The sequence below is a fragment of the bacterium genome (assembly GCA_019637795.1).
In the GTDB taxonomy this organism is placed as follows: Bacteria; Desulfobacterota; Binatia; order HRBIN30; family CADEER01; genus JAHBUY01.
Map to the genome: position 1 here is coordinate 663,924 of JAHBUY010000003.1, position 22,891 is coordinate 686,814.

Here is a 22,891-nt window from a genome sequence, read left to right on the forward strand (position 1 = left end):
GAGACGTCGGGCACGGGCGGGCGGCGCCAGGCCCGGCCCCGCTCCCGCGCCCGACCGTGGCGCCTGGACCGGCGTGCCCGTGCTGCCGCCGCGGATCGTCCGCTCAGGCGATCGGCGGGGCGGCCGCGAGCAGGCGGCGCGCCTGGATGAGGATCACCAGGGGCGTCACGAGGAATCCGATGGGAACCAGCAGCATGGCCAGCAGCAGGTAGAGCGGCTGGCCGACGAGCAGCGCGACGGCGAACCCGGTGGCGGCGGCGGCGAACAGCAGCGGCGCGAGCAGGCAGGCGCCGAGCACGCCGTAGCGCCGCTGCGCCAGCAGCGCGGCGATCTCCTCGGCGCCGTACGACACGTCGGCGTGCGCGCCGCGGGCGCCGGCGGCCACTGGCGACAGGCGCTGCCCCAGACGCCGGCGCGCGTTGACCACGAGGTCGGCCGCCTCCGCCGCGGCGAGGGGGCCGCTGGTGCGGCGCAGGTGGCGCCCAACGGACACGATCACCGCCGCGCCGAGCACGAAGGCCAAGGCTGCCAGCGCGGCGCCGGCGTGGCGCAGGGACACCGGCCGCCCGTGGACGACCGCCAGCAGCGGATTGGCGAGCGGCTGCATCAGCGGCGACCCGTCGGGCTCGGCCCGCGCGGCGGTCACCGGCGGCACGGCGGCGGCGGCCGGGGGCGCGTCGGCGCGGAGCAGGAAGTTGAGCTGCAGCGCGCGATCCGGCGCCAGCTCGACCGCCTCGATGCGCCACGGCTGCAGGCCGCCGGAGGAGGCGCGCAGCGCGTAGGTACCGGTCGCCTCGCAGGTGAGCGCGAAGCTGCCGTCGGCCGCGCTGCGGGTCGCGCAGGGCGGCTCGCCAGCCGGGCGCAGGACCTCGACCAGCGCGCCGCCGATGGGGACGGCGCCGTCGCCGACCACCGTCCCGGTCACGACCGCGGCCCGCGCCGCGCCCGCGCAGAGCAGCAGCGCGGCGCCGCCTGCCGCCGCGATCCGCGGCGCCGCGCGCCGTCCGTCCGTCGGTGCCCCTGCGCTCCGATCCATCGCCAGACAGATGCCGCATGCCGCGTCGGGGGACAACCGCCGCGCGCGGCGTTGGCGCCAGGCACCAGACTGGCGCCGCGAGGCGCGCACGACGATGGTGTCGCCCTGGAGCGCGAACCCCTCCTCGCCGTTGCCTGCGGCGCGGCAAGTGCTCGAAGCGGACGTCAGGCTCAGGTATCGAGGATCGTGGTCGATTCGTCGCAGGAACCGCGGCACGTCGCGCGCCTGGACGCGTCGCGGGAGAATCCGCAGCCGCCGGCGAGCGCACGCTGCTGGAAACCGGGCGTCGACTTCGGCCCGCACGGCGCCGCGCGCTCGCGCTCCAGCATGCCGGCGAACATCCTGCTGCGGCGCGCGGCCGGAGCGCGTACCGGAAAGGCGCGGGGGCGTGGCGTTGCGCGCTGCCGGCGGCCCGGAAGCGGCGCGCCGTGACCGGCGTTCTCGATGCCGAGGTCCAGGCCGCCCTGAGGGCGAACGACCTGCGCTGGTCCGGATGGGAGTGCCTGTCGAGCCTCATGAGCCCCGCGCTCGATCGCGTGACCTACCGCATCGATCTGACCGACGGCGGACCGGCGGCGACCGTGAAGGCCCGACGGATGCCCAGCGAGGAAGCGGCGCGGGTGCAGGCCGAGATCCGCAGCGCCCTGCCCGACGCCTTCACGGCGGTGCTGGTCCGGCACGGACGCGTGCTCCTCGAGGAGTGGGTCGACGGCGAGGTGGTGGGCGCGGCTCCCGACGCGATGACGGTCCGCCGGGCTGCCGGCGTCCTCGCGGAGTTGCACATGCGGCCCACGCTCGACGGACGGACGCTGTTCGGGCGCGAGTCCACGGCGGAGCAGCGCCGGGCGACGGTGCAGGCGGTGCACGCGGTGCGCCGCGCCGGCCTGCTTCGCCGAGAAGACGCGGCCGTCCTGGCGCGAGCCCTGCGCCGCGAGGATCCGGGGACGTGCCTCTACGGTCTGATCCACACCGATTTCTGCGGCGTGAACATGGTGGCCGATCGGCAGGGCCGGCTACGGGTGGTGGACAACGAGCGTCTCGGACGCGACGCGCTGGGCTATGACCTCGGCCGCGCCTGGTACCGCTGGGCCCTGGCGCCGGACGCCTGGAGCGGCTTTCTCGACGCCTACAGGACGGCGCTTGCGGCACCCGGGGCGCCCGAGCCGTTCCGGTTCTGGCAGATCGTGGCGGCCGTGCGGGCGCTGGAGATCCGCCTGCGCTACACACCGGATAACGTCGAGGCGCCGCTGGTCTGCCTGCGCCGACTGATGGCGGAGATGGCCACGTGACAGCGCCAACCGCGGTGTTCTTCAGCATGGAAGGGCACGGTCATCTCCGCCGACTGCTGCCCGTGGTGGCGGGCCTGGCCGCGGCGGGGTTGCGCGTCTGCGTGTTCGCGGAGCGGCGCTACCGCGAGGAGGTGGAACAGGCCGGCGGCGAGATCATGGACCTGTACTCCCGCGGCTCGCTCGCCGAGGCCGATGCCGAGTCGATCCCCACGCCGTGCCGCTATGTGACCTTCGCCGGGCTCCATGCCGAGGCCATCCTGAGCGAGGTGGCCGCACTCGAGCCGTCGCTCATCGTCCATGACAGCTTCGCGGTGATCGGGCAGATCGTGGCGCGGCGACTGGGACTGCCGCGCGTGAACGTGTGCGCCGGGCACAACGTCACCCCGGCCACGATCCAGGAGATCCTCTCCGACTACGCCAGACTCGTCTTCTCGGACGCCTGCAAGCGCGCGGTCGAGACGCTGCGCACCCGGGATCTGCTGCCCGACGCGACCCCGCTCGCCTTCGCCACGCCGCCGAGCCCCGATCTCAACCTCTACTGCGAGCCGCCGCAGTTCCTGCGCCCGGACGAGCGCCCGGCCTTCGCGCCGCTGGAGTTCATCGGCTCCCTGTCGCCGCAGAACCTGGCCCGCGGACCGTCCTCCACGCAACCGTTCGGCGCCGATCCGGCGATCCGGCGCCGCCTCTTCGTCTGCCTGGGGACGGTCGTCTGGCGCCGGTACGAGGCGCTGGGACGGGAGCTGCTGGAGACCGTGAGCAGAGCCGTGGCCGAGCAGCCGGACACGGCCGCCATCATCAGCCTCGGCGGAGCCACGCCCGGGCCGTGGGCGGACGCGCTGCGGCACGCTCGCGTCCGCGTCGAGGACTACGTCGATCAGTGGGATGTGCTGGCGCACGCCGACCTCTTCCTGACGCACCAGGGACTGAACTCGACGCACGAGGCGATCTGTCAGGAGGTCCCGATGATTTCGTATCCGATCTTCTGGGACCAGCCGGCGCTCGCCACACGATGCCGGGAGCTCGGCCTGGCCGTGCCGCTGGTGGAGGCGCGGCGCGGACCGGTGACCGTGGACGACGTGCGGTCGGCCCTGGCGACGGTGGCCGCGGCGCGCGAGCGGCTGCGCGATCGCCTGCGCGAAGCCCGCGCCTGGGAGCTCGACGTCGTCGCCCAACGGCCACGGGTCATCGATCGGGTGCTGGCACTGGCCGACCGCTGATCTGTCCCGGGGATCGCCTCCCAGCGCCGCGGCGGTGCGACCAGACGGCGCCGTTCGGTGTGAAGGTCCCGGGGTCAGCTCCGAGCCGCACCCGTGCACGGTCGCGCGGAGCCGCGAGACCCGGGCCCGCGCGAGGGCGAGGGCGACCCCTGGCCCGGCGTGCGGCGTGCCACGACCACCGGCGCGCGCCGACCGGCCTCAGGCGGCAGTGCGCCAGCTCAGCGCGGCACGGCGCCGCCGGCCGGCCGCGTGCCAGCGCTCGACCGCGGCGCGCACCCACTGTGGATCGAGGTTCAGCAGCTCGCACAGGTGGCGGAACGCGTAGAAGTGATCGACCAGGTCCGAGCGCACCCAGTCGAGCTCGGCGGCGACCAGTGCGGCGCGCTTGGGATCGCCGGAGTGATCGCGGATCTCGATCAGCGCGCTGGCGAGAACGGCCGCCGCCAGCGACTTCTCGGGCGACCACACGCAGGCCGCCGGCTGCTGCGCCGCCACCGGCTCGCCGCCGGCGAGCATGTGCGCCAGGTTGGCGATGCTGTTGCCCTCCAGCAGAATCGACGACGTCACCATCTTGGTCATCACCACCTCAACGTTCTCCCGGCCGAGCCCGCGCGGGAGACTCTCACTCGCCGCTGTTCGCGGTCAGCTTTTCCAGGGCGTCGCCGAGGTTGAAGCTGCCGGGCTTCTGGCGCGGCGGGAATTCCCTGAAGCTCGCCAACCAGTTCTTGACGAACACCTGGGCGGGCACCAGCGCGTAGACGCGGTCGATGCGCCAGCGGCTGTACCCCATGCCCTCGTGATCGGCGCGCTCGAACGGGTCGGAACGCAGGTTGAAGAGCTTCGGCACGCGCAGGGTGACCATCGGCTCCTGCCAGACGTCGAAGCCGTGCGCGCGCTGCTCCATGAACACCACCTTCCACGGGTTGTAGCGCAGGCCGGCGAGATCGCCGTCGTCGGTCCAGTAGAGGAACTCGTGGCGCGGCCACTCGCCCTGCCCGCCGAGCGCCGGCATGAGGTTGTAGCCGTCGAGATGCGCCTTGTAGTTGGTGCCGCCGACCGTGGTGCCCTTCAGCAACTGCTCCTTGACGTCCGGCTGGCCGACGGCGGCGAGCAGGGTCGGCAGCCAGTCCTCGTGCGAGATGATGTCGTTGATCTCCGTGCCGGGCTTGATGACGCCGGGCCAGCGCACCGTGAGCGGAACCCGATAGCCGCCCTCCCAGTTGGTGTTCTTCTCGCCGCGGAACGGCGTCGTGCCGCCGTCCGGCCAGCTCATCATCTCGGCGCCGTTGTCGGTGGTCCAGATGACGATGGTGTTGTCGGCGATGCCGAGGTCGTCGAGCTTCTGCAGCAGATGGCCGATCTGGGCGTCGTGCTCGACCATGCCGTCGGCGTAGACGCCGACGCCGGTCTTGTCGCGCGACTCCGGCTTGAGATGCGTCCAGATGTGCATGCGGGTGGTGTTGAACCAGACGAACCACGGCTTCTTGGCGGCGTTCTGGCGGTCGATGAAGTCGAGCGTCGCGTCCATCACCTCGCCGTCGAAGGTCTCCATGCGCTGCGTGGTGAGCGGGCCGGTGTCCTCGCACCTCTGCTTGCCCCAGGGGCCGAAGCGCGGGTCATCGCCGGGCGTCACGGTGCTGGTGGCGACGCACCTGAAGACGCCGCGCGGTCCGAACGTCTGCTTGAACGCCGGGTCCTTGGGATAATCCTCGTTCTCCGGCTCCTCCTCGGCGTTGAGGTGGTAGAAGTTGCCGAAGAACTCGTCGAAGCCGTGCACCGTGGGGAAGAACTCGTTGCGGTCCCCGAGGTGGTTCTTGCCGAACTGGCCGGTGGCGTAGCCCTGCGCCTTGAGCAGCTCGGCGATGGTCGGGTCCTTCGCCGACAGTCCCTCGGGCGCGCCCGGGAGGCCCACTTTGGTGAGGCCGGTGCGCACCGGCGACTGGCCGGTGATGAAGGCGGCGCGACCGGCGGTGCAGCTCTGCTGTGCGTAGGCGTCGGTGAAGACGGCGCCCTCATGGGCGATGCGGTCGATGTTGGGCGTGCGATAGCCCATCATGCCGCGGTTGTAGATGCTCGGGTTCCAGTAGCCGACGTCGTCGCCGAACATCACCAGGATGTTGGGCTTCCTGGCAGGCGCGGCCGGCTGCGCCTCGGCCGCGGCGCACAGGCCAGTCAGCAGGGCGAGGATCGCGAGCGGACCTCGGATGTGGGGCATGGGGACCTCCTTCACGGGCCCGTTCTTGGCAGCGTCCCGGGGCGAAAGCTGTCGCGGGCGCGACAAGCCGTGCAGAATCTTTGCGGCGCCGGCGGGGGAGGTGATAGCGCGTCGCCCGTGACCGGGGACCCGACGCCGTGGATGCTGCGCCTGCTGCGCGATGGAGCCTGGTTCCGGCAGCTCCCCGAGGCTCTGCAGGAACAGTTCGTGCGCCGCTCGGTGGTGCGCGCCTACCGCCGCGGGCAGGTGGTCACCCGGGCCGGCATCCGCCTGGAGGGGCTCCACGGCCTGCTCGAGGGCCGGCTGCGCGTGATCCGGCCGGTCGGCGCGGATGGCGAGGATCTCATCCACGTCGGCGAGCCGGGGTTCTGGATCGGCGAGTACTCGCTCCTCACCGGCGCCCCCGCGGTGGTCGGCACCGTGGCGGCGACGGCGTCGCGGGTGCTGCTGCTGCCGCGCCGCGAGTTCGAGCGTCTGGTCGACGAGGAGCCGCGCTGGTTCCGACCCTTCGCCACGCTGGCGCTCGAACGGTACGCCCTGAGCATCCGCCAGCTCTCCGACACGCGCGCGCTGTCGCCCGAGGAGCGGCTGCGGATGCGCCTCGCCGATCTCGTCGAATTGCGCCGGGCGGAGCGCTTCGGCGTCGGCCCGGTCGTCCTGCGCCTCTCGCAGGAGGAGCTGGCGCGCATCGTCGGCGTGTCGCGGCAGACGCTCAATGCGCTGCTCGCCGGTCTGCGCGACGAGGGCCTGGTCGAGATCGGCTTCCGCTCGCTGCGCATCCCCGATCCGGCGTCCCTGTGCGCGACCGCACCGCTTCCGCTGGCGGCGCCGCGGCGCGTCATCTGACCGCACGTCGCTGTCGGGCGGGGCCCGGCCCGGCGCCCGCGGTGTTATCATCCGCAGCATGAGACCGGCGCGGACGCGGCACGAGGTGCTCATCGTCGGCGTCAACATCGCCGGCCTGAGCGCGGCAATGGCGCTGTCCGCCGACTGCGACGTGGCAGTGCTCGATCCGCGGCCGTGGTTCGAGCGGCTGCCGAACAATTCACGAGCTGGTCTCGGAGGTGAAGCGGCCGTCGCATCTGCGCCGGCCGCGCCGCGAGATCGTCGAGCGGGACGGCCACCGCTTCCTCGGGGCTCGGATGGTGTCCAGCGACCGCCGCGGGCGAGCGCGCGCGTCCGCCACGCGCTCGCCGGCCTGCTGCCGCCGGCGCTGCACTCCCCGGAGCGCTGAGACGCGCATGGTCGATGGAGCTCCGATGAGCGACCGCATCCTCGTCACCGGCGCCACCGGCTACGTCGGGAGCCGGCTCCTGCGGGCGTTGACGGCACGCGGCGCGGCGCTCCGCGGGCTCGCCCGTCGGCCGGAGATCCTGCGGGCGCGCGTCGGTCCGGGCGTCGAGGTGGTCGGGGGGGACGTGCTGCGGCCGGAGACGCTGCCGGCGGCGCTCGCCGGCGTCGGCACCGCCTACTACATGATCCATTCGATGGGCTCGGCCGAGCCCTTCGAGGAGCGCGACTGCGTCGCGGCGCAGCACTTCGGTCGCGCCGCGCGCGCGGCCGGCGTGCGGCGGATCATCTATCTGGGCGGTCTCGGTGACCCCGCCGAGACGCTCTCGCCCCATCTGCGCAGCCGTCTCCAGGTCGGGGACATCCTGCGCGACAGCGGCGTCGAGACGATCGAGCTGCGCGCCTCGATCGTCATCGGCTCCGGCAGCCTCTCCTTCGAGCTGGTGCGCGCCCTGGTCGAGCGCCTGCCGGTGATGATCATGCCGCGCTGGGTGTCGGTGCCGGCGCAGCCGATCGCCATCGACGACGTGCTCGCCTACCTGATCGCCGCCCGCGACCTGCCTCCGGGACCCAGCCGGGTGTTCGAGATCGGCGGCGCCGACGTGGTCACCTACGCCGACCTCATGCGCGAGTATGCCGCGCTGCGCGGTCTGCGCCGCTGGATGATCCCGGTGCCGGTGCTGACACCGCGCCTGTCGAGCCTCTGGCTCGGGCTGGTGACGCCGGTCTACGCCCGCATCGGCCGCAAACTGATCGAGAGCATCGTCCACGCCACGGTGGTACGCGACCCCGCGGCGGCGGAGGTGTTCGGCATCCGCCCGCGCGGCATGCAGGCCGCGATCGCCGAGGCGCTGCGCGCCGAGGAGCGCGAGCTCGACGAGACGCGGTGGTCGGACGCGCTGTCGTCGCTCGGCGAGCCGCGCGACTGGGGCGGCGTGCGCTTCGGCAGCCGCCTGGTCGACGCGCGGAGCGCCGTGGCGGCCGTGCCGCCGGCGCGCGCCTTCGCCCCGGTGCGCCGCATCGGCGCCCGCACCGGCTGGTACTGTGCCGACTGGCTGTGGACGCTGCGCGGCTGGATCGACCTGCTGCTGGGCGGCGCCGGCATGCGGCGCGGCCGCCGCGATCCCGACGCGCTGCGCGTCGGCGACGTGCTCGACTGCTGGCGCGTCGAGGTCTACGAGCCCGACCGCCGCCTGCGGCTCGCGGCCGAGATGAAGCTCCCCGGCCGCGCCTGGCTGGAGTTCGAGGTGGAACCGCACCCCGCCGGCGCGCGCGTCCGCCAGACGGCGATCTTCGATCCCGTCGGCCTCGCCGGCCTCGCCTACTGGTACGGCATCTATCCGCTGCACCAGCTCGTGTTCGCCGGCATGCTGCGGGGCCTGGTCGCCGCCGCCGAGCGCGACGACCGCGGCGGCGCCGCGGCCTGACCGCGGGCCGCGCGCGACTGTCCGCGCCGCGCTCCTGGCGGAAAACGGGGCCAATCGACCCGCCGGCCCGCCCACCGCGCTCCGCGCGGTCGTGGGCGCGCGGCGGTGGTGGTAGCCTGCGGTCGTGCGCCCGCGCCGGCTCTCGAACACCGTCGGCTTCGACGACGCGCCCTTCGCGCGCACGCACCGCGGCCCGGTGCCGGTGGTCGGCGCGGTGTTCGCCGACCGCCGCCTCGACGGGGTGCTGCTGGCGGCGGTGGAAAAGGACGGCACCGACGCCACCGCCGTGCTGGCGGCCATGCTCACCGGCTCGCGTTTCGAGGAGCACGTCCACCTGGTGCTGCTGCAGGGAGTGACGCTGGCGGGCTTCAACGTGGTCGACGCGGTGGCGCTGCGCGAGCAGGTCGGCCGCCCGGTGCTGGTGGTCGCGCGCCGGCGCCCGGACCTGGCCGCGGTCCGCCGCGCCCTCGAGAACCGCCTGCCCGGTGGCCATGCCCGCTGGCGGGCCATCGAGCGGCTGGGGGCGATGGAACCCTGCGGCGGCGTGTGCGTGCAGCGCGTCGGCCTCTCCGCCGAGGAGGCACGGGTCGTAGTCGAGCGCCTGGCGCTCCACAGCCGCATCCCCGAGCCGTTGCGGGTCGCGCACCTCATCGCCGGCGCGGTCGGGCGCGGCGCCAGCCGCGGCCGCCCCTGAGGCGCCGTCACCCGCGTCCGTCCCACCGGTGCCACCGCCGCCCTCGCCGCCTTCGCGTCGGTGCGACGGGCGCAACGGCGGCTCGGGCCGGGCCGGTCGTCGCCCGCGCGGCACGCAACTTGGACCGTAGTCCGTTTGGAAAACAGGCGGCGTCGCGGGGGCGATGGATCGTGCGCCGGATCGAGGCGCCGAACCGGAGGCGAACCGGTCGGTGTTGTCGAAGAGTTGGCGCACGAAACCCACCCGCAGGAGGCGAGCTGTCTTTCAACGGGCTGCAAGGCGGCGGGGCGCGCACCGGCGCGCGCCCACCAGGGTCATGAGCTGCGTCGTCATCACCATCGTCATCGCCTGGGTCCTCGCGCTGTCGGCGCCCGGCCCGGCTCGAGCCGACGTCTGCCTCGGCGACTGCGTCGGCCGCGCCGGCGTGGGGGCCGACGACCTGCGCGCCGGCGTGACCGCGATCTTCGATCCCGGCGCGGCTGGGGTCTGCGTCGCCGCGTTCGATCGCGACCCCGACGGCCGCGTCACCGCCGCCGAGCTGGTGGCCGCCGTCATCGCCGCGCAGAGCGGCTGCGGCGAATCGTCGGCGCGCTGCGCCGCCCTCGCCGCGCCGCTCGCCGTGCCCGACGACGACGCGGACGGGGTCGCCAGCGACCTGGTCGTCGCCGATCCCGCCGCGGTGACGACGCTGTCGGTGTCGCTGCGCATCGCCCACACCTGGGTCGGCGACCTGCGCGCGGTGCTCACGCACCTCGACAGCGGCCGCGCGGTGCTGCTGCTCGATCGCCCCGGCGAGCCGGCCGAGCCGGTCGGCTGCAGCGCCGACGACGTCGACTGCACCCTCGCCGACGACGCGGCGCTCGCCGCCGAGGACCAGTGCGCCGACACGCCCCCGGCGCTGGCCGGCCGCCTGCGTCCAGCCGAACCGCTGGCGGCCTTCGCCGGCGAGCCGCTCGCCGGGACGTGGCGGCTGCAGGTGGCCGACCTCGCGCCGGGCGACAGTGGCGCGCTGCAGGGCTGGTGCCTGGAGGCCGCAGCGGCGCCGCCGGCGACGCCGACCCACACCGCGACCGCGGCGGCGCCGACCCGCACCGCCACCCCGACCCGGCCGGCCGCCACCCCGACCGCGACGCCGAGCAGCGGCGCCTCGCCGACGCCCACGATCCCGGCCACGCCGACGGTCGCCGCGTCGCTCACGCCGACGCCCACGCGCGTGCCGACCGCTCCCGGCACCGCCACCGCGACGCCGACCAACCCGCCCGGCAACCTGATCGACCTCGCCATCGGCGGTCGCGTCGCCACCGACGTCGGCGCGGTGGTCGAGGTCCTGCCCGGCAGCGGCCAGGGCGTGGTGGCGATCGCCGCCACCGTCGGTGGCGCCGCCGGTTTCACCGACGAACGCGGCCTCGTCGTGTCGCGCGAGTACGACGTCGTCGCCACCGGCGCCGCGGCGGCGCAACTCTCCGGGCCGCTGCTGACGCTGCCGGTGGACGCGTCGGTGATCGAGGGGCCTGTCGACCCCGACGGTTTCTACGCCGAGACGTTCGATGCCGCCAGCCAGCAGTGGGTCGCCGTCGACGGCATGCCGCGCTACGACGCCGCCCACGGGGCGGTGACCTTCCAGGCGCCGCACCTGTCGCCCTACCGCCTGCGCCTGATCGCCAGCGGCGGTCCCCACGTCTTCCTCTACGGCTGGACGGCTCCCAGCGGCCACTTCCGCCTCCTTTTCTACTGTCGCACCAAGGAGCCCTGCCAGCTCCCCGCCGACGGCGACCCGGCAGTCCTACCGATCTATCCGCGCGCGGATGCGGACTGGGCCGCGGTGGGCGGCGGCCACGCCGGCGATCCGGAGGTGCCCGACTACCTCGAGGACCTCGCCCAGGCGCTGGAGGATGGCCTCGCCGCGCTGTTGGCCATCAAGACCTCGACCGGCGCGGCGCTCTTCGCGACGCCGTCCTACCCGCTCCCGGTCGTGGTCACCCACACGCCGGACGCCAGCGGCGATTCGCCGCTGGGCGGTCCGCTCCGCATCAACGCCCGCCTGAGCGACTGGAACGAGATGCGCACCACGGCGCCGCACGAGCTCGTCCACGTCCTCGCCGACCAGCACTACACCATCCTCGGCGCGGTGCTGAACCGGTGGTACTTCGAGGCCATCGCCAACCTCTGGGCGGCGCGCGCCGCCCGCCTCTCGCGCGCCGAGGCGGTGACGTACTACCGGCGCGAGATGGCCACGTACCTGCGCGTGCCGCTCACCCAGTCGGACGAGGGCAGCTACTACGCGGCGGCCGACTTCCTCGACTGGCTGGAGACCCAGGTCGGCGCGCCGCTCGCCGCCGACGTCGTCGCCGCCGACTACACGCGCGACATCGACGGCCTCGCCGCGCTCCTCGCCGCGAGCCACGGCCGCACGCTCGACTCGCTGTTCTTCGAATACGCGCGCCTGGCCACCGTCGGCGCCTACGATCTCAAGCCCGGCTATCTCTACCAGATCGTCCCGGGCCAGCTCTTCCAGGTGCTGACGCCCGATCAGCGCGGCTGGCGCGTCCAGTTCAACCAGTTCAACCACAGCGTGCGCGCCCTGAGCCTGCGCACCTCGATCGCCCGGCCGGGACTGCTCGTCGCCGTCGCCGAGCGCGAGCTCCACGACGCGCTGCGCGGCCTGACGACCTTCTCCTACGCCAGCCAGGCGGTCGGTCCGGTGGCGGACATCGACGCCTTTCTCGAAGCGGGGCTCGCCGCCGGCCAGCCGGTGACGGTGAAGAACTTCGGCGCGCCGATGACCAGCGGCGTCGACGCCACCATCCTCGACCAGATCGTCGTCACGGGCGAGCAGTACCGCCCCGTCGGCGAGGACCCGCACGTGTTCGACTTCTACTTCCTCGAGGCGCCGCAGGCGACCGCGCCCGCCATGGGGCGCGTGACGTGGACGTTCGACGACCGCGGCATCCCGCCGCTGGGGTTCCTGCAGACGCCCTACGTCGCCGGCTTCAACGTCTACAGTCGCGGCGAGCGGGTGAACCCCGACCGCATCGATCCGGCGGCGCGGCAGTACGAGAACCCCGCGCTCGTCGACGGCTGCGGCGCGCGGGTCACGGTCGAGGACCGTTACGGCACCGAGTGGCCGGACCCCGCCGCGCTGCAGCTCGCCGCTCCGTCGGGCTCCGCCCTCTGCTGTGGACAGGGCACGGCCTGCCGCCTCGCGCCGTGCGCCACCGGCGGCGCCATTCCGCACGCCTGGACGATCACCGGGGGCCTCCTCCCGCCGGGGTTCGTGCTCGACGGCACCACCGGCGAGATCGCCGGCACCGTCGGCGTCGAGGAGCGCGAGTACACCGTCACCCTGCAGGTGCGCGACGCCGCCGGCGCCACCGCCGACTACACGGCGACCATCCTCCACTGCGGCGACTTCAACGGCTTCCGCTGCACGGTGGAGTGCCTGTACTGACGGAGGGCGACCGACCGACGCCGGTTCGATGCGGCGGACCGTCGGGCGCATCCCGCAGACCGCGAGACCGCGTGCCGATCCGTGTCGGGTCGCAACGACACGCCCCCCGCCGGCCATTCCCGACGCTCTCGGCCGCGTTGGTGGCGTGCGGGTCCGAGTTGGAACGCCCGATTCGAGAAGTGAACGATCTGAACAACGATGTCGTCGGGCGTCCTCTGACCGGGGGCGTGCTTCCCGTCCGCGACAATCGCTCGCTCATTTCGCATTGGCTCTCCGATCGGCGCCGACGCGGCACGGAACGTGCCGGTCGGTGTTCACATGGGCTCAATCATGCTCGGGCCTCGAGCTCTCGCGGTCGGCGCCCTGCTCATGGCGGCCGCTCCGGCGGCGGCCGTGACCCACGTGTGCGGGACCTTGACCGCCGACGCGACCTGGGTTGGCGGCGAGGTGTACGTGATGGACTGCACCGTCACCGTGCCCGCCGGCCGCACGCTGCGCGTCGAGCCGGGGGCGGTGGTGAAGCTCGGGCTGCGCGACTTCTTCGTCGACGGCGAGCTCATCGCCGCCGGCTCGCCCGCGGCGCCGGTGGTGTTCACCAGCCTCGAGGACGACGCCTGGGGCGGCGACACCAACGGCGACGGGCCGAGCGCCGGCCAGCCCGGCCAGTGGGCGGCGCTGACCTTCAACCCCGGCAGCCGCGGCCGCCTGAGCGACGCGATTCTCCAGTACGGCGGCGGCTTCTACTTCCACTACAGCTCGAAGGCGCTGCTGCGGAACTTCGGTGGCGACGTCGCGCTCGAGCGGGTGACGCTGCGCGGCAGCGCCGTGTACGGGCTGTACGCCGCGAGCCCGGTCAACGTCACGGAGAGCGTCGTCGGCGACAACGGCGACTGGGGCCTCTACTACGACGGCCTCGGCGACGGCGCGCCGCTGGCGATCGTCGACAACGTCTTCTCCGGGCCGTACCCGGGGCTGCTCCGGCTCGGCGGCGAACACGGCATGGTGACGCTGCGCGGCAACCGGATCGAGGGCGCGGCGAGCGGGTTCTCGCTGCGCGGCGAGCTGCGCGCGCCGCTGGAATGGGACAACGACCCGAGCTTCGTGATGATCGTCTCCAGCGACCTGCGGGTCGCCCCATCCGGCTCGTTGCGCCTGGCCCCCGGCAGCATCGTCAAGCTCACCTTCGGCAGCTTCAACGGCGGCGAGCTGATCGTCGAGGGCACGCTCGAGGCGGCCGGCAGTCCCGAGGCGCCGGTGGTGTTCACCAGCCTGGAGGACGACGCCTGGGGCGGCGATACCAACGGCGACGGCGCGCTCACCGCGGCAGCCCCCGGCCAGTGGTCGGCGATCACCTTCGCCGCCGGCAGCCGCGGGCGCATCAGCGATGCGATCATCCGCTACGGCGGCGGCTACTACTTCCACTACAGTTCGAAGGCGCTGATCCGTGCCTTCAGCGACGATGTCGTGCTCGACGGCGTCGAGCTGTCGGGCAGCGGCCGCTACGGCATCTATGCCGAGAACGGCCCCATGCTGGTGCGCCGCGGTCGGATCACCGACAACGCCGAGCACGCGGTCTTCAACCAGACGCCGGCGCTGGCCGTCGACGCCCGCCGCTGCTGGTGGGGCGACCCGAGCGGCCCGGCGCATCCGACCAGGAATCCGGCGGGCCAGGGCGGACGGGTCAGCGACGGCGTGCTGTTCTTCCCCTGGGCGGTGGACGAACAGGGCACGCTGGCGACCCAGGTACTGCTCGGCGGGCCGAGCCGCGTCAGTCCCGGCGATACCGTGGACTATGCGGTGTCGTACTTCGCCGGCGAGGCGATCGACGACGCGGTGCTGAAGGTCGCGCTGCCGGCCGGCGCCGAGTACGTCGCCGGCGACGGCGTGTTCTGGGCCCGCAACGGGGAGGTGTTCTGGACGCTCGGCGACCTGGCACCGTTCAGCGAAGGTATCCGGTCGGTGCGCCTGCGCTTCCCCTGGGGCCTGTCGGAAGCCCGGCGCATCGCGCGCGGGCTGCTCGACGGCAGCAACGTCGACGGCGGCGGGCACGAATTCGACACCGCGCCGTACTATGCCTACGCGCGCCCGCCGGCGGGCGCGGCGGAGACGCTGGACGCGGAACAGATCGCGCCGCTGATCGCCGCCCGGACCGACGTCGCCGCGATGGTCGACGCCGCCCGCGCCGCCGGTCTGACACTGATCGGCGGGGCGCGCTGGGCGCGCCAGGACCGCAGCTCCCTCGAGGCGCTGCTCATCGGCCCGTCCGAGACGCGCAGCATCACCTGGGACGATGCCGGTCTGCTCGCCCTGGCGCTGCGCCCGGAGGGGGCCGTCATCGCCGACGCCAGCGGCGCCCTGCGCATCGACAGTGGCGACGGCGCCGTGACCGCCGACGGCGCGTGGGCGGAGGCCGGGCCCGCGGCGCCCGCCACGACGGCGGCGGAGGCGATCAGCAAAGGCGCCTGCCTCAACAACTGCATCGTCCAGGGCGGCATCTCCCTGGCCGAAACGGGTGGGCTGGCACCCCAGGCCGTCTCACCGCGCCTCGCGACCCAGCAGATCCTCAGCCGCCGCCTGTGGCCGACGCTGACCTCGAAGGCCTGCCAGACCATCTGCGCCCGCCTCGGCGACTGCGGCCTCTGCCTGCAGGCGCTGCTCGACGAGAAGCAGGGGCTGCCGGAGATCGAGGACCTGCTGTTCACCTGCAGCCGCGGCTGCGACGACGCCGGCACCCGGCGCACGGCGCGCTGCGACTACACCAGGCAGCTTCCGCCCCCCGAGCCGCCGCCGATCCTCGTCTGCGAGGGTGGAATCGCGGCGCACGGCGTCTCGGTGTCCGTCTTGCGCTGCGATCAGACCACCGGCGCCTGGCGACGCGAGCCGGGCCTGGCGTTCGAGTGCCTCTGCCTGGCGCAGGATTCGCGCGCCGAGGTGACGTGCACCCAGCAGGGCATCGGCGTCGCCTGCAGCACCGTGCCCGACCGGGCGACGAGCGCGACGCGCTGCGGCGACACCTACACGCCGCGCACCGTGGCGCAGGGCTACGAGGGCTACTGCACCGCGCGCCGCTTCACCGGCTACTGGGGCACGCCGCCGGCGGCCGCCGGCCTGGTGAGCGCCGCCGCGACGCTCGGCGAAGGGGACTGCTCCGAGGTGTCGACGACCGTGCGCGTGGCGCGCGATCCCAACGAGAAGGCTGGAGCCAGCGGCGACGTCGTCCCCGGCGACCTCCTCACGTACACGGTGGCGTTCGAGAACGAGGGCGCGGGGCGCGCCTACGGCGTCTACGTCGTCGACGATCTCAGTCCCCATCTCGACGAGAGCACCCTCGACCTGATGGGCGCCGGCACGTTCTATCCGACCACCCGCACCATCCTCTGGGATGTCGGCGAGCTGGCGCCCAAGGGCGAGGCGGGCTCGACAGGCGAGCGTACGTTCACGGTTCGCGTCCGCGCCGACGCGGCGAGCGGCACCGTCATCGCCAACCAGGCGGTGGTCTACTTCCCCAGCGTGCCGGAGGAGACGGCGACCAACACCGTCGTCAACGCCGTGCAGCCCGTCGCCGCCACGCCGCAGACGCTCGCCACCGACTACGCCACCCCGATCGCGATCACCCTGCGCGGGCGCGATGCCGCCGGCGCCGCGCTTGCCTTCGCCGTCGACCGCCAGCCCGCCAACGGCGTCCTCACCGGCACCCCCCCGAACCTGATGTACCTCCCGGAGGAGAACTTCGTCGGCCAGGACCGCTTGACGTTCACCGCCAGCAACGGCGTCAGCGAGAGCCTCCCGGCCGCCGTCATCATCGTCGTGCAGCCGTCCCCGGCCGACGTCCGCCCGCCGCAGGTGGTCTGGACCTATCCTCCCGACGGGGCCGCGTGGCCCGCTCCGCCAACGGCGCCGCTGTTGAGCGATGCCAGCGGGCCCCTGTACGGGCCGGCGCTGGCGATCGGCTTCTCCGAGCTCATGGACGCCGCCACCATCGACGCCGACTCCTTCGCGGTCCGCGACCAGCGCGGCCGCCCGATCGAGGCGCAGGTCTCGTGGGACGCCGCGGCCTACCGCGCCCTGTTGGCGCCGCGCGCGCCGTGGGAGCGCGGGCGCTACACGGCGACCGTCACGGATGCGGCGCGGGACGCCAGCGGCAACCCGCTGCCGGCGGCGTACGCGTGGACCTTCCGTGTCGGCGAATGCGTCGGCGACTGCAACGGCGACGGCATGGTGTCGATCGACGAGCTGATCCGCGGCGTCAACATCGCCCTCGGCAGCCAGCCGGTCGCCGCGTGTCCGTCCTTCGACGCCAACGGCAGCGGCACCGTCGACATCGCCGAGCTGATCACCGCCGTCAACGCCGCCCTCGCCGGCTGCTGAACGGACGCCGAGGGCAACCCTGGCGAACGCGCGGGGGGCGCGGGTGCCACAGCGCCCGCAATGTCCCATCGATGCCACCCGCCGCCGGCCGTCGCCGGCGCCGTCCGTCCAACTCCGCGCTCCATGCGCACCTCCCGTGCCCCCCCGGACATCAGCCGCGCCCGCGCGAGACGAACCGGATGCGGCCGCCGTTGCGCGCCGAGACTGCTCCATGGCAGTCAGCGCCCTACCATGACGCCGGAGCAGGAGGCTCGCCAGCAGATCGACGCCCTGCTGGAGGCGTGCGGCTGGGCGGTGCAGGACTACCGGCGCTACGATCCGTCGCAAGGCCCGGGCGTCGCCCTGCGCGAGGCGCCGATGAAGGCCGGCTTCGCCGACTACCTGCTCATCGCCAACCGCCGGCCGGTGGGCATCATCGAGGCGAAGAAGCCGGGCACCCACCTCAGCGGCGTGGTCGAGCAGTCGGCGTTCTACGGCCAGAACCTGCCGGATCTGTTCCAGGGCAGCGCGCCGCTGCGCTTCTACTACGAGTCGACCGGCGTCGAGACCTTCTTCCGCGACGCCGCCGATCCGGCGCCGCGCTCGCGCCGCGTCTTCGCCTTCCATCGCCCGGAGACGCTGGCGGAGTGGCAGGCGCGCCCCGACACCCTGCGCGCCCGCTTGCAGCGCCTGCCGCCGCTCGCCACCGCCGGCATGCGCGCCTGTCAGGTGGAGGCGATCACGGCATTGGAACGGTCGCTCGCCGCCGACCAGCCGCGGTCGCTGATCCAGATGGCGACCGGCGCCGGCAAGACCTTCACCGCCTGCGCCTTCACCTACCGGTTGATCGCCCACGCGGGAGCGCGCCGCGTGCTGTTCCTGGTCGATCGCGCCAACCTCGGCCGCCAGGCGAAGACCGAGTTCGAGCAGTTCACCGTCCCCGACAGCGGCCGCAAGCTCACCGAGCTGTACAACGTCCAGCACCTGCTCTCGAACGCCCTCGATCCGGTGTGCCGGGTCACCATCTGCACCATCCAGCGCCTGTACTCGATGCTGCGCGGCGAGGAGCTGGCCGAGGACATCGACGAGGTCTCCGGCTTCGAGCTCGCCGCCGCCGACGGCCGCCCGCGCGAGGTGCGCTACAACCCAGCGCTGCCGATCGAGACCTTCGACGTCATCGTCACCGACGAGTGCCACCGCTCGATCTACAACCTGTGGCGCCAGGTGCTGGAGTATTTCGACGCCCACCTGATCGGCCTCACGGCGACGCCGTCGAAGCAGACCATCGGCTTCTTCAACCAGAACCTGGTGATGGAGTACGGCCACGACCGCGCCGTCACCGACCGGGTCAACGTCGGCTACGACGTCTACCGTATCCGCACCGCGGTCACGGAGCAGGGCGCGACCGTGGAGAAGGGCTACTACGTCGATCGGCGCAGCCGGGAGACCCGCGCCCTGCGCTGGGAGCGGCTGGACGAGGACCTCACCTACGCCGCCGCCGAGCTCGACCGCTCGGTGGTGGTGCCGTCGCAGATCCGCACCGTGCTGGAGACCTTCCGCGACGCCCTCGCCGGCGAGCTCTTCCCCGGCCGCGCCCTGGTGCCGAAGACCTTGATCTTCGCCAAGGACGACTCGCACGCCGAGGACGTCGTCCACATCTGCCGCGAGGTGTTCGGGCGCGGCAACGACTTCTGCAAGAAGATCACCTACAAGGCCTACAATCCGGAGACGCGGCGCTACGAGAAGTCCGAGCACCTGATCCAGGAGTTTCGTACCTCGCCGCATCTGCGCATCGCCGTGACGGTCGACATGATCGCCACCGGCACCGACATCAAGCCGCTGGAGTGCCTGCTCTTCCTGCGCGACGTGCGCAGCCGCGTCTACTTCGAGCAGATGAAGGGCCGCGGCACGCGCGTGCTGTCGCCCACCGAGCTGCAGGCGGTGAGCGGCGCCGACGCCCGGGTGAAGGACCACTTCGTCATCGTCGACGCCGTCGGCGTCTGCGAGAGCGACAAGACCGACTCGCGCCCGCTCGACCGCCAGCCGACGGTGAAGCTCGACAAGCTCCTGCTCGGCGTCGCCCTCGGCAAGCGCGACGAGGACGCGCTCACCACCCTCGCCGCCCGCCTGGCGCGCCTCGACTGCGCCCTCGACCCGGGGCAGCGCCGCCAGATCGCCGCGGTAGCCGGCGCCCCGCCCGCCGCGCTCTCCGCCACCCTGCTGCGCGCCGTCGATCCCGACGCCGTCGCCGAGCGCGCCGGCGGGGGCGCCGACGAGGCCCGCCTCGCCGCCGCTCGCGCCGAGCTGATCGCCGCCGCCTGCGCGCCCTTCGAGCGCCCCGCCGTGCGCGACGCCCTGCTCGAGCTCAAGCGGGTGACCGAGCAGACTATCGACGTCGTCACCCGCGATCGGGTCACCGAGCGCGGCTTCAGCGCCGCCGCCCGCGAGCAGGCCGAGCGGCACGTGCAATCGTTCCGCGCCTACATCGACCAGCACCGCGCGGAGATCGCCGCCCTGCAGATCCTCTACAGCCGCCCGTACGCGCAGCGCCTCACCGAGGCCGCCCTCAAAGAGCTGGAACAGAAGCTCGCCGCCGCCGACGCCCAGTGGACCCCCGAGCGCCTCGCCGACGCCTACCGGCAACTGCGGCCCGACCGCGTCCGCGGCCAACTGCGCCGCTTCACCGACCTGGTGTCGCTGGTCCGCTTCGCCCTCGAACAGGAGCCCGTCCTCGAGCCCTTCGCCGCCCACGTCGAACGCCGCTTCGCCGAGTGGCTGGCGGCGAAATCCGCCGCCGGCGTGACGTTCACAGCCGACCAGCGCGCCTGGCTGGAGAAGATGCGCGACTACGTCATCGCCTCGGGGTCAGTGGATCGCGACCACCTCGAAGCCGACAACGTCCTGGGCCCGATGTACGGCACGTTTGGCGAACGGCTGTGGGCGCTGATGGACGAGCTCAACCTGGCGCTGGCGGCATGAATAGCGTGGAACTCATGGTCGCCCCGCAATCCGCGCGCGACCCCAACCAATGGAAGCGCGTGCGAGTTGGGGACACGTTGCGGTTGATAAACGGCGTCGCGTTCAAACCCAGCGACTGGTCAGAGCACGGCCTGCCTATCGTGCGCATTCAGAACCTCAACAATCCGCAGGCGCCCTTCAATCGCTTCGCAGGCGAGCGCCCTCAAAAGTTCCGCCTTCGCGGCGGCGAGCTCTTGTTTGCGTGGTCTGGGACTCCAGGTACGTCCTTCGGTGCACACATCTGGCGCGGTGGTGACGCCTGGCTGAATCAGCATATCTTCAACGTGCTGTTCGACGAAGACGAGTGGGACAAGCGCTTCCTGCGACTCGCGATCAATCAGAACCTAGCGGACTATGTTCGCGCTGCTCACGGTGGCGCCGGGCTGGCGCATATCACCAAGGGCAGGTTTGAGGATTCCGAGCTTCCACAGCCACCGCTCGCCGAGCAGCAGCGCATCGTCGCGGAGATCGAGAAGCAGTTGACGCGCCTGGAGGCGGGCGTGGCGGCGCTGCGGCGCGCGCAGGCGAACCTCAAGCGCTACCGCGCCGCCGTCCTCACCGCCGCCTGCGAAGGCCGCCTCGTTCCCACCGAAGCCGAGCTCGCCAGGCGGGAGGGGCGGGAGTACGAGTCGGGCGAGGCGCTGCTCAGTCGTGTGCTTGCCCTGCGCTTTGACGAGTTCCAGCGGCAGGTACCTGCGCATCGCAGGGGCTACAAGCCTCCTCCGCCGATCGACGGGAGCGACAGAGTCCACACCCCAGAGGGGTGGACGTGGGCAACGCTAGAACAGCTGACCAGTGCGTTTCGCGTCATATGTTACGGCATCCTGATGCCGAAGGAGCACGTGCCCGACGGCGTCCTGTACGTGAAGGTGAAGGACCTGAAGGGAGACCGAGTGGACATCGATGGTCTACAACGGACCGCACCGGCGATCGCTGCCAAGTACCACCGCGCATCGCTCCGGTCGGGGGATCTCCTTCTCGCGATCAGAGGGACCTACGGACGTGTTGCCATAACGCCCGCTGAGCTCGACGGAGGTAACATCACGCAAGATACGGCAAGACTCGACGTCAGCCCGTTGCTGGATGTGCGGTATGTGGCCACGTGTCTCCGCAGTGAGCCCGTGCAGCGCTTTTTCAAGGCAGTGGCACGCGGCGTCGCGGTGAAGGGAGTGAACATCGGCGACGTTCGCATGACACCCATCCCCGTCCCACCCCTTGCCGAGCAGCACCGCATCGTCGCCGAGGTGGAGCGGCGGCTGTCGGTGGTGGAGGAGCTGGAGGCGGCGGTGGCGGCGAACCTGGCGCGGGCGGGGCGGTTGCGGCAGGCGATCCTGCAGCGCGCCTTCCGCGGCGAGCTGGTGCCGCCGGAGCCGGCGGAATGACGAGGCCGCCGCCACAAAGGCTCGATGCCGGCGGCGACGTCCGATGACTGGGCTCCCGTGGCATTCCCGTCCGGGTCGCACTATCCTCGGCCGCGCTCGGAGGCATCCACCACGGCGTACGTCGAACGCACACTCGAGCTGAGAGGCACCGCCGGCCTGGGGCAGAAGCCCCGACCGGAGCTGCTCGGGCCGATCCTCGGCCGCATTCACTCGACCTTGCTCGACAGCGTGCGGATGGGCTTCCTGCACTCGAGCCGGATGCGGGGCGCCGTTCCCAAGGCGCTGCGTCGCGCCTCAGAGGTGCGCTACCTCGGCCACTCCGCCGCCTCCGGAGAGTGCACCGCGCTGCACTTCGAGCTGCCGGAGTTCGGCTCCGTTGCCGAGGAGCTCTTCCGCCAGGGGCAGCTCTGGGATTCGCGGCCACGCCCCGACGAGACCGCGATCGACCTGCTCGCCCAGATCATCGGCGACGTGCGCGGCGAGGTCCGCGACAGCCAGCGCTTCGACCAGGCGCTGCTCGGCCGCCTGGCCCGCTACCGGCCGGTCTTTCGCCGCGGGCTCACCGCCGTCGCGCTGGTCGATGCCAGGGCGCCCTCCCTCGCCGAGATCGACGCGCCGTTGAGCCGGGTCGCCCAGACGCTGGCGCGCGACACGCCGCCGGCGCGCCGCGTGCGCCTGTGCGCGCGGCTCGACATGCTGGGCGTCAGCAAGCGCGTCCTCGGACTGCTGCCGGAGTCCGGCACCCCCGTCACCGCGGTGTGGATCGCCGACGACTTCGTCGATCTGGCCCGCTTCCTCGACCAGCAGGTGCTGATCGAGGGCCTGGCCGAGTTCCGGCCGTCCGGGGCGCTGCTGCGCATCGACGCCGACGCCATCCGGCCGGCGGCGCCGGCGGACCGCTTCTTCGCGCAGCTTCCGGTCGGCGAGCGTCGCCGCAATTACGCGCGCGAGGCGGCGGCGACGCGCCCCGGCGAGCGCCCCTACGCGTCGATCATCGGCCTGCTGCCCGCCGACGAATCGGAATCGGAAGAGGAGTTCTCCCGCGCGGTCGACGAACTGAGCTGATGGCGACGGCCGGTTCCTACCTGCTCGACACGAACGTGGTGCTGCACCTGATTCGCGAGACCGCCGTGGGCTCCGTCATCGCATCGGCGTTCGACCTGCGCGCGTCGGGGTTCCGCCCGCTCATCTGCGAGGTGACGCTCGGTGAGCTGGCGGCCTTCGCCCTCGGACGACAGTGGGGACCGCGCAAGCGCGCCGCGCTCGAGGAGCTGAAGCGCCGGATCGTGACCGTGGACATCTCCGACCCGGCAGTCATACAGGCGTACGCGGAGATCAGTACGGTGGCGCAGCGCAAGGGGTTGTCCATCCTGAACGCCAAGAACGACCTGTGGATCGCCGCCGCCACTCGGGCGAGCGACTCGACGCTCCTCACCACGGACCGCAAGGAGTTCCTGCCCCTGCGGGATGGGAACCATGTGGCGTGCGTCGTCCTCGACGCCACGACCGGCCATCCGCTTCCCTGATG

Annotated in this window: 15 protein-coding genes; 11 read left to right on the top strand and 4 right to left on the bottom strand. The window is 72.8% G+C overall.

Translation table 11 applies throughout. The annotated features are described in order from the left end of the window. Positions 1-103: 103 nt before the first annotated feature. Both KF840_12850 and KF840_12855 read right to left on the bottom strand, forming a co-directional pair. Complete coding sequence (locus KF840_12850) at positions 104-1,036, bottom strand: carboxypeptidase regulatory-like domain-containing protein (protein ID MBX3025788.1); 933 nt, start codon at positions 1,034-1,036, stop codon at positions 104-106. A gap of 170 nt (positions 1,037-1,206) precedes the next feature. Further along, the gene (locus KF840_12855; protein MBX3025789.1) at positions 1,207-1,377 is read right to left on the bottom strand and encodes a hypothetical protein; all 171 of its coding nucleotides are present in this window, start codon (positions 1,375-1,377) and stop codon (positions 1,207-1,209) included. A gap of 87 nt (positions 1,378-1,464) precedes the next feature. On the opposite strand from KF840_12855, the gene KF840_12860 reads away from it, so the two are divergent. Together KF840_12860 and KF840_12865 are read left to right on the top strand one after the other, a co-directional pair. Next, entirely contained in the window at positions 1,465-2,325 is an 861-nt protein-coding gene (locus KF840_12860; GenBank protein ID MBX3025790.1) for an aminoglycoside phosphotransferase family protein, read from the top strand. After that, positions 2,322-3,542, top strand: a complete 1,221-nt coding sequence (locus KF840_12865; GenBank protein ID MBX3025791.1) for a glycosyltransferase family 1 protein — start codon at positions 2,322-2,324, stop codon at positions 3,540-3,542. The genes KF840_12860 and KF840_12865 overlap by 4 nt, the downstream gene beginning before the upstream one ends. Positions 3,543-3,740: 198 nt before the next feature. On the opposite strand, the gene KF840_12870 is transcribed toward KF840_12865, so the two are convergent. Both KF840_12870 and KF840_12875 read right to left on the bottom strand, forming a co-directional pair. Beyond that, positions 3,741-4,121, bottom strand: coding sequence for a hypothetical protein (locus KF840_12870; protein MBX3025792.1), 381 nt, complete (start codon positions 4,119-4,121; stop codon positions 3,741-3,743). A gap of 43 nt (positions 4,122-4,164) precedes the next feature. Beyond that, positions 4,165-5,757 carry an arylsulfatase gene (locus tag KF840_12875; GenBank protein ID MBX3025793.1) on the bottom strand — a complete coding sequence of 531 codons (1,593 nt, stop codon included), beginning with the start codon at positions 5,755-5,757 and terminating at the stop codon, positions 4,165-4,167. A 117-nt stretch (positions 5,758-5,874) separates the two neighbouring features. Here KF840_12875 and KF840_12880 point away from each other — a divergent pair, with 117 nt between their 5' ends. The 9 genes from KF840_12880 to KF840_12920 all read left to right on the top strand — a co-directional run bounded on the left by KF840_12880 (position 5,875) and on the right by KF840_12920 (position 22,889). Further along, on the top strand, positions 5,875-6,603 hold the full coding sequence (locus tag KF840_12880; GenBank protein ID MBX3025794.1) for a Crp/Fnr family transcriptional regulator: 729 nt from the start codon (positions 5,875-5,877) through the stop codon (positions 6,601-6,603). A 413-nt stretch (positions 6,604-7,016) separates the two neighbouring features. Then, positions 7,017-8,474: a DUF2867 domain-containing protein gene (locus KF840_12885; protein MBX3025795.1), complete on the top strand. Its 1,458-nt coding sequence runs from the start codon at positions 7,017-7,019 to the stop codon at positions 8,472-8,474. A 124-nt stretch (positions 8,475-8,598) separates the two neighbouring features. Next, entirely contained in the window at positions 8,599-9,168 is a 570-nt protein-coding gene (locus KF840_12890) for a DUF99 family protein (protein ID MBX3025796.1), read from the top strand. Between the two features lie 316 nt (positions 9,169-9,484). Beyond that, positions 9,485-12,616: a proprotein convertase P-domain-containing protein gene (locus KF840_12895; protein MBX3025797.1), complete on the top strand. Its 3,132-nt coding sequence runs from the start codon at positions 9,485-9,487 to the stop codon at positions 12,614-12,616. A gap of 330 nt (positions 12,617-12,946) precedes the next feature. After that, entirely contained in the window at positions 12,947-16,984 is a 4,038-nt protein-coding gene (locus KF840_12900; protein MBX3025798.1) for an Ig-like domain-containing protein, read from the top strand. A 231-nt stretch (positions 16,985-17,215) separates the two neighbouring features. After that, positions 17,216-19,942 (top strand): DEAD/DEAH box helicase family protein, encoded by a 2,727-nt coding sequence (locus KF840_12905; protein MBX3025799.1) that lies wholly within the window; start codon positions 17,216-17,218, stop codon positions 19,940-19,942. Continuing rightward, complete coding sequence (locus KF840_12910; GenBank protein MBX3025800.1) at positions 19,939-21,363, top strand: restriction endonuclease subunit S; 1,425 nt, start codon at positions 19,939-19,941, stop codon at positions 21,361-21,363. The genes KF840_12905 and KF840_12910 overlap by 4 nt, the downstream gene beginning before the upstream one ends. A 57-nt stretch (positions 21,364-21,420) precedes the next feature. After that, complete coding sequence (locus KF840_12915) at positions 21,421-22,428, top strand: hypothetical protein (protein MBX3025801.1); 1,008 nt, start codon at positions 21,421-21,423, stop codon at positions 22,426-22,428. Further along, a complete protein-coding gene (locus KF840_12920) occupies positions 22,428-22,889 on the top strand; it encodes a PIN domain-containing protein (GenBank protein MBX3025802.1) in 462 nt (153 codons plus the stop codon). The genes KF840_12915 and KF840_12920 overlap by 1 nt, the downstream gene beginning before the upstream one ends. Positions 22,890-22,891: the final 2 nt, after the last annotated feature.

Bases quoted from the DNA above. Each gene is read 5' to 3' on its own strand.
- KF840_12895 (MBX3025797.1), top strand. From the start codon at position 9,485: ATGAGCTGCGTCGTCATCACCATCGTCATCGCCTGGGTCCTCGCGCTG.
- KF840_12855 (MBX3025789.1), bottom strand. From the start codon at position 1,377: ATGTTCGCCGGCATGCTGGAGCGCGAGCGCGCGGCGCCGTGCGGGCCG.
- KF840_12900 (MBX3025798.1), top strand. From the start codon at position 12,947: ATGCTCGGGCCTCGAGCTCTCGCGGTCGGCGCCCTGCTCATGGCGGCC.
- KF840_12885 (MBX3025795.1), top strand. From the start codon at position 7,017: ATGAGCGACCGCATCCTCGTCACCGGCGCCACCGGCTACGTCGGGAGC.
- KF840_12870 (MBX3025792.1), bottom strand. From the start codon at position 4,121: ATGACCAAGATGGTGACGTCGTCGATTCTGCTGGAGGGCAACAGCATC.
- KF840_12905 (MBX3025799.1), top strand. From the start codon at position 17,216: ATGACGCCGGAGCAGGAGGCTCGCCAGCAGATCGACGCCCTGCTGGAG.
- KF840_12910 (MBX3025800.1), top strand. From the start codon at position 19,939: ATGAATAGCGTGGAACTCATGGTCGCCCCGCAATCCGCGCGCGACCCC.
- KF840_12920 (MBX3025802.1), top strand. From the start codon at position 22,428: ATGGCGACGGCCGGTTCCTACCTGCTCGACACGAACGTGGTGCTGCAC.
- KF840_12850 (MBX3025788.1), bottom strand. From the start codon at position 1,036: ATGGATCGGAGCGCAGGGGCACCGACGGACGGACGGCGCGCGGCGCCG.
- KF840_12875 (MBX3025793.1), bottom strand. From the start codon at position 5,757: ATGCCCCACATCCGAGGTCCGCTCGCGATCCTCGCCCTGCTGACTGGC.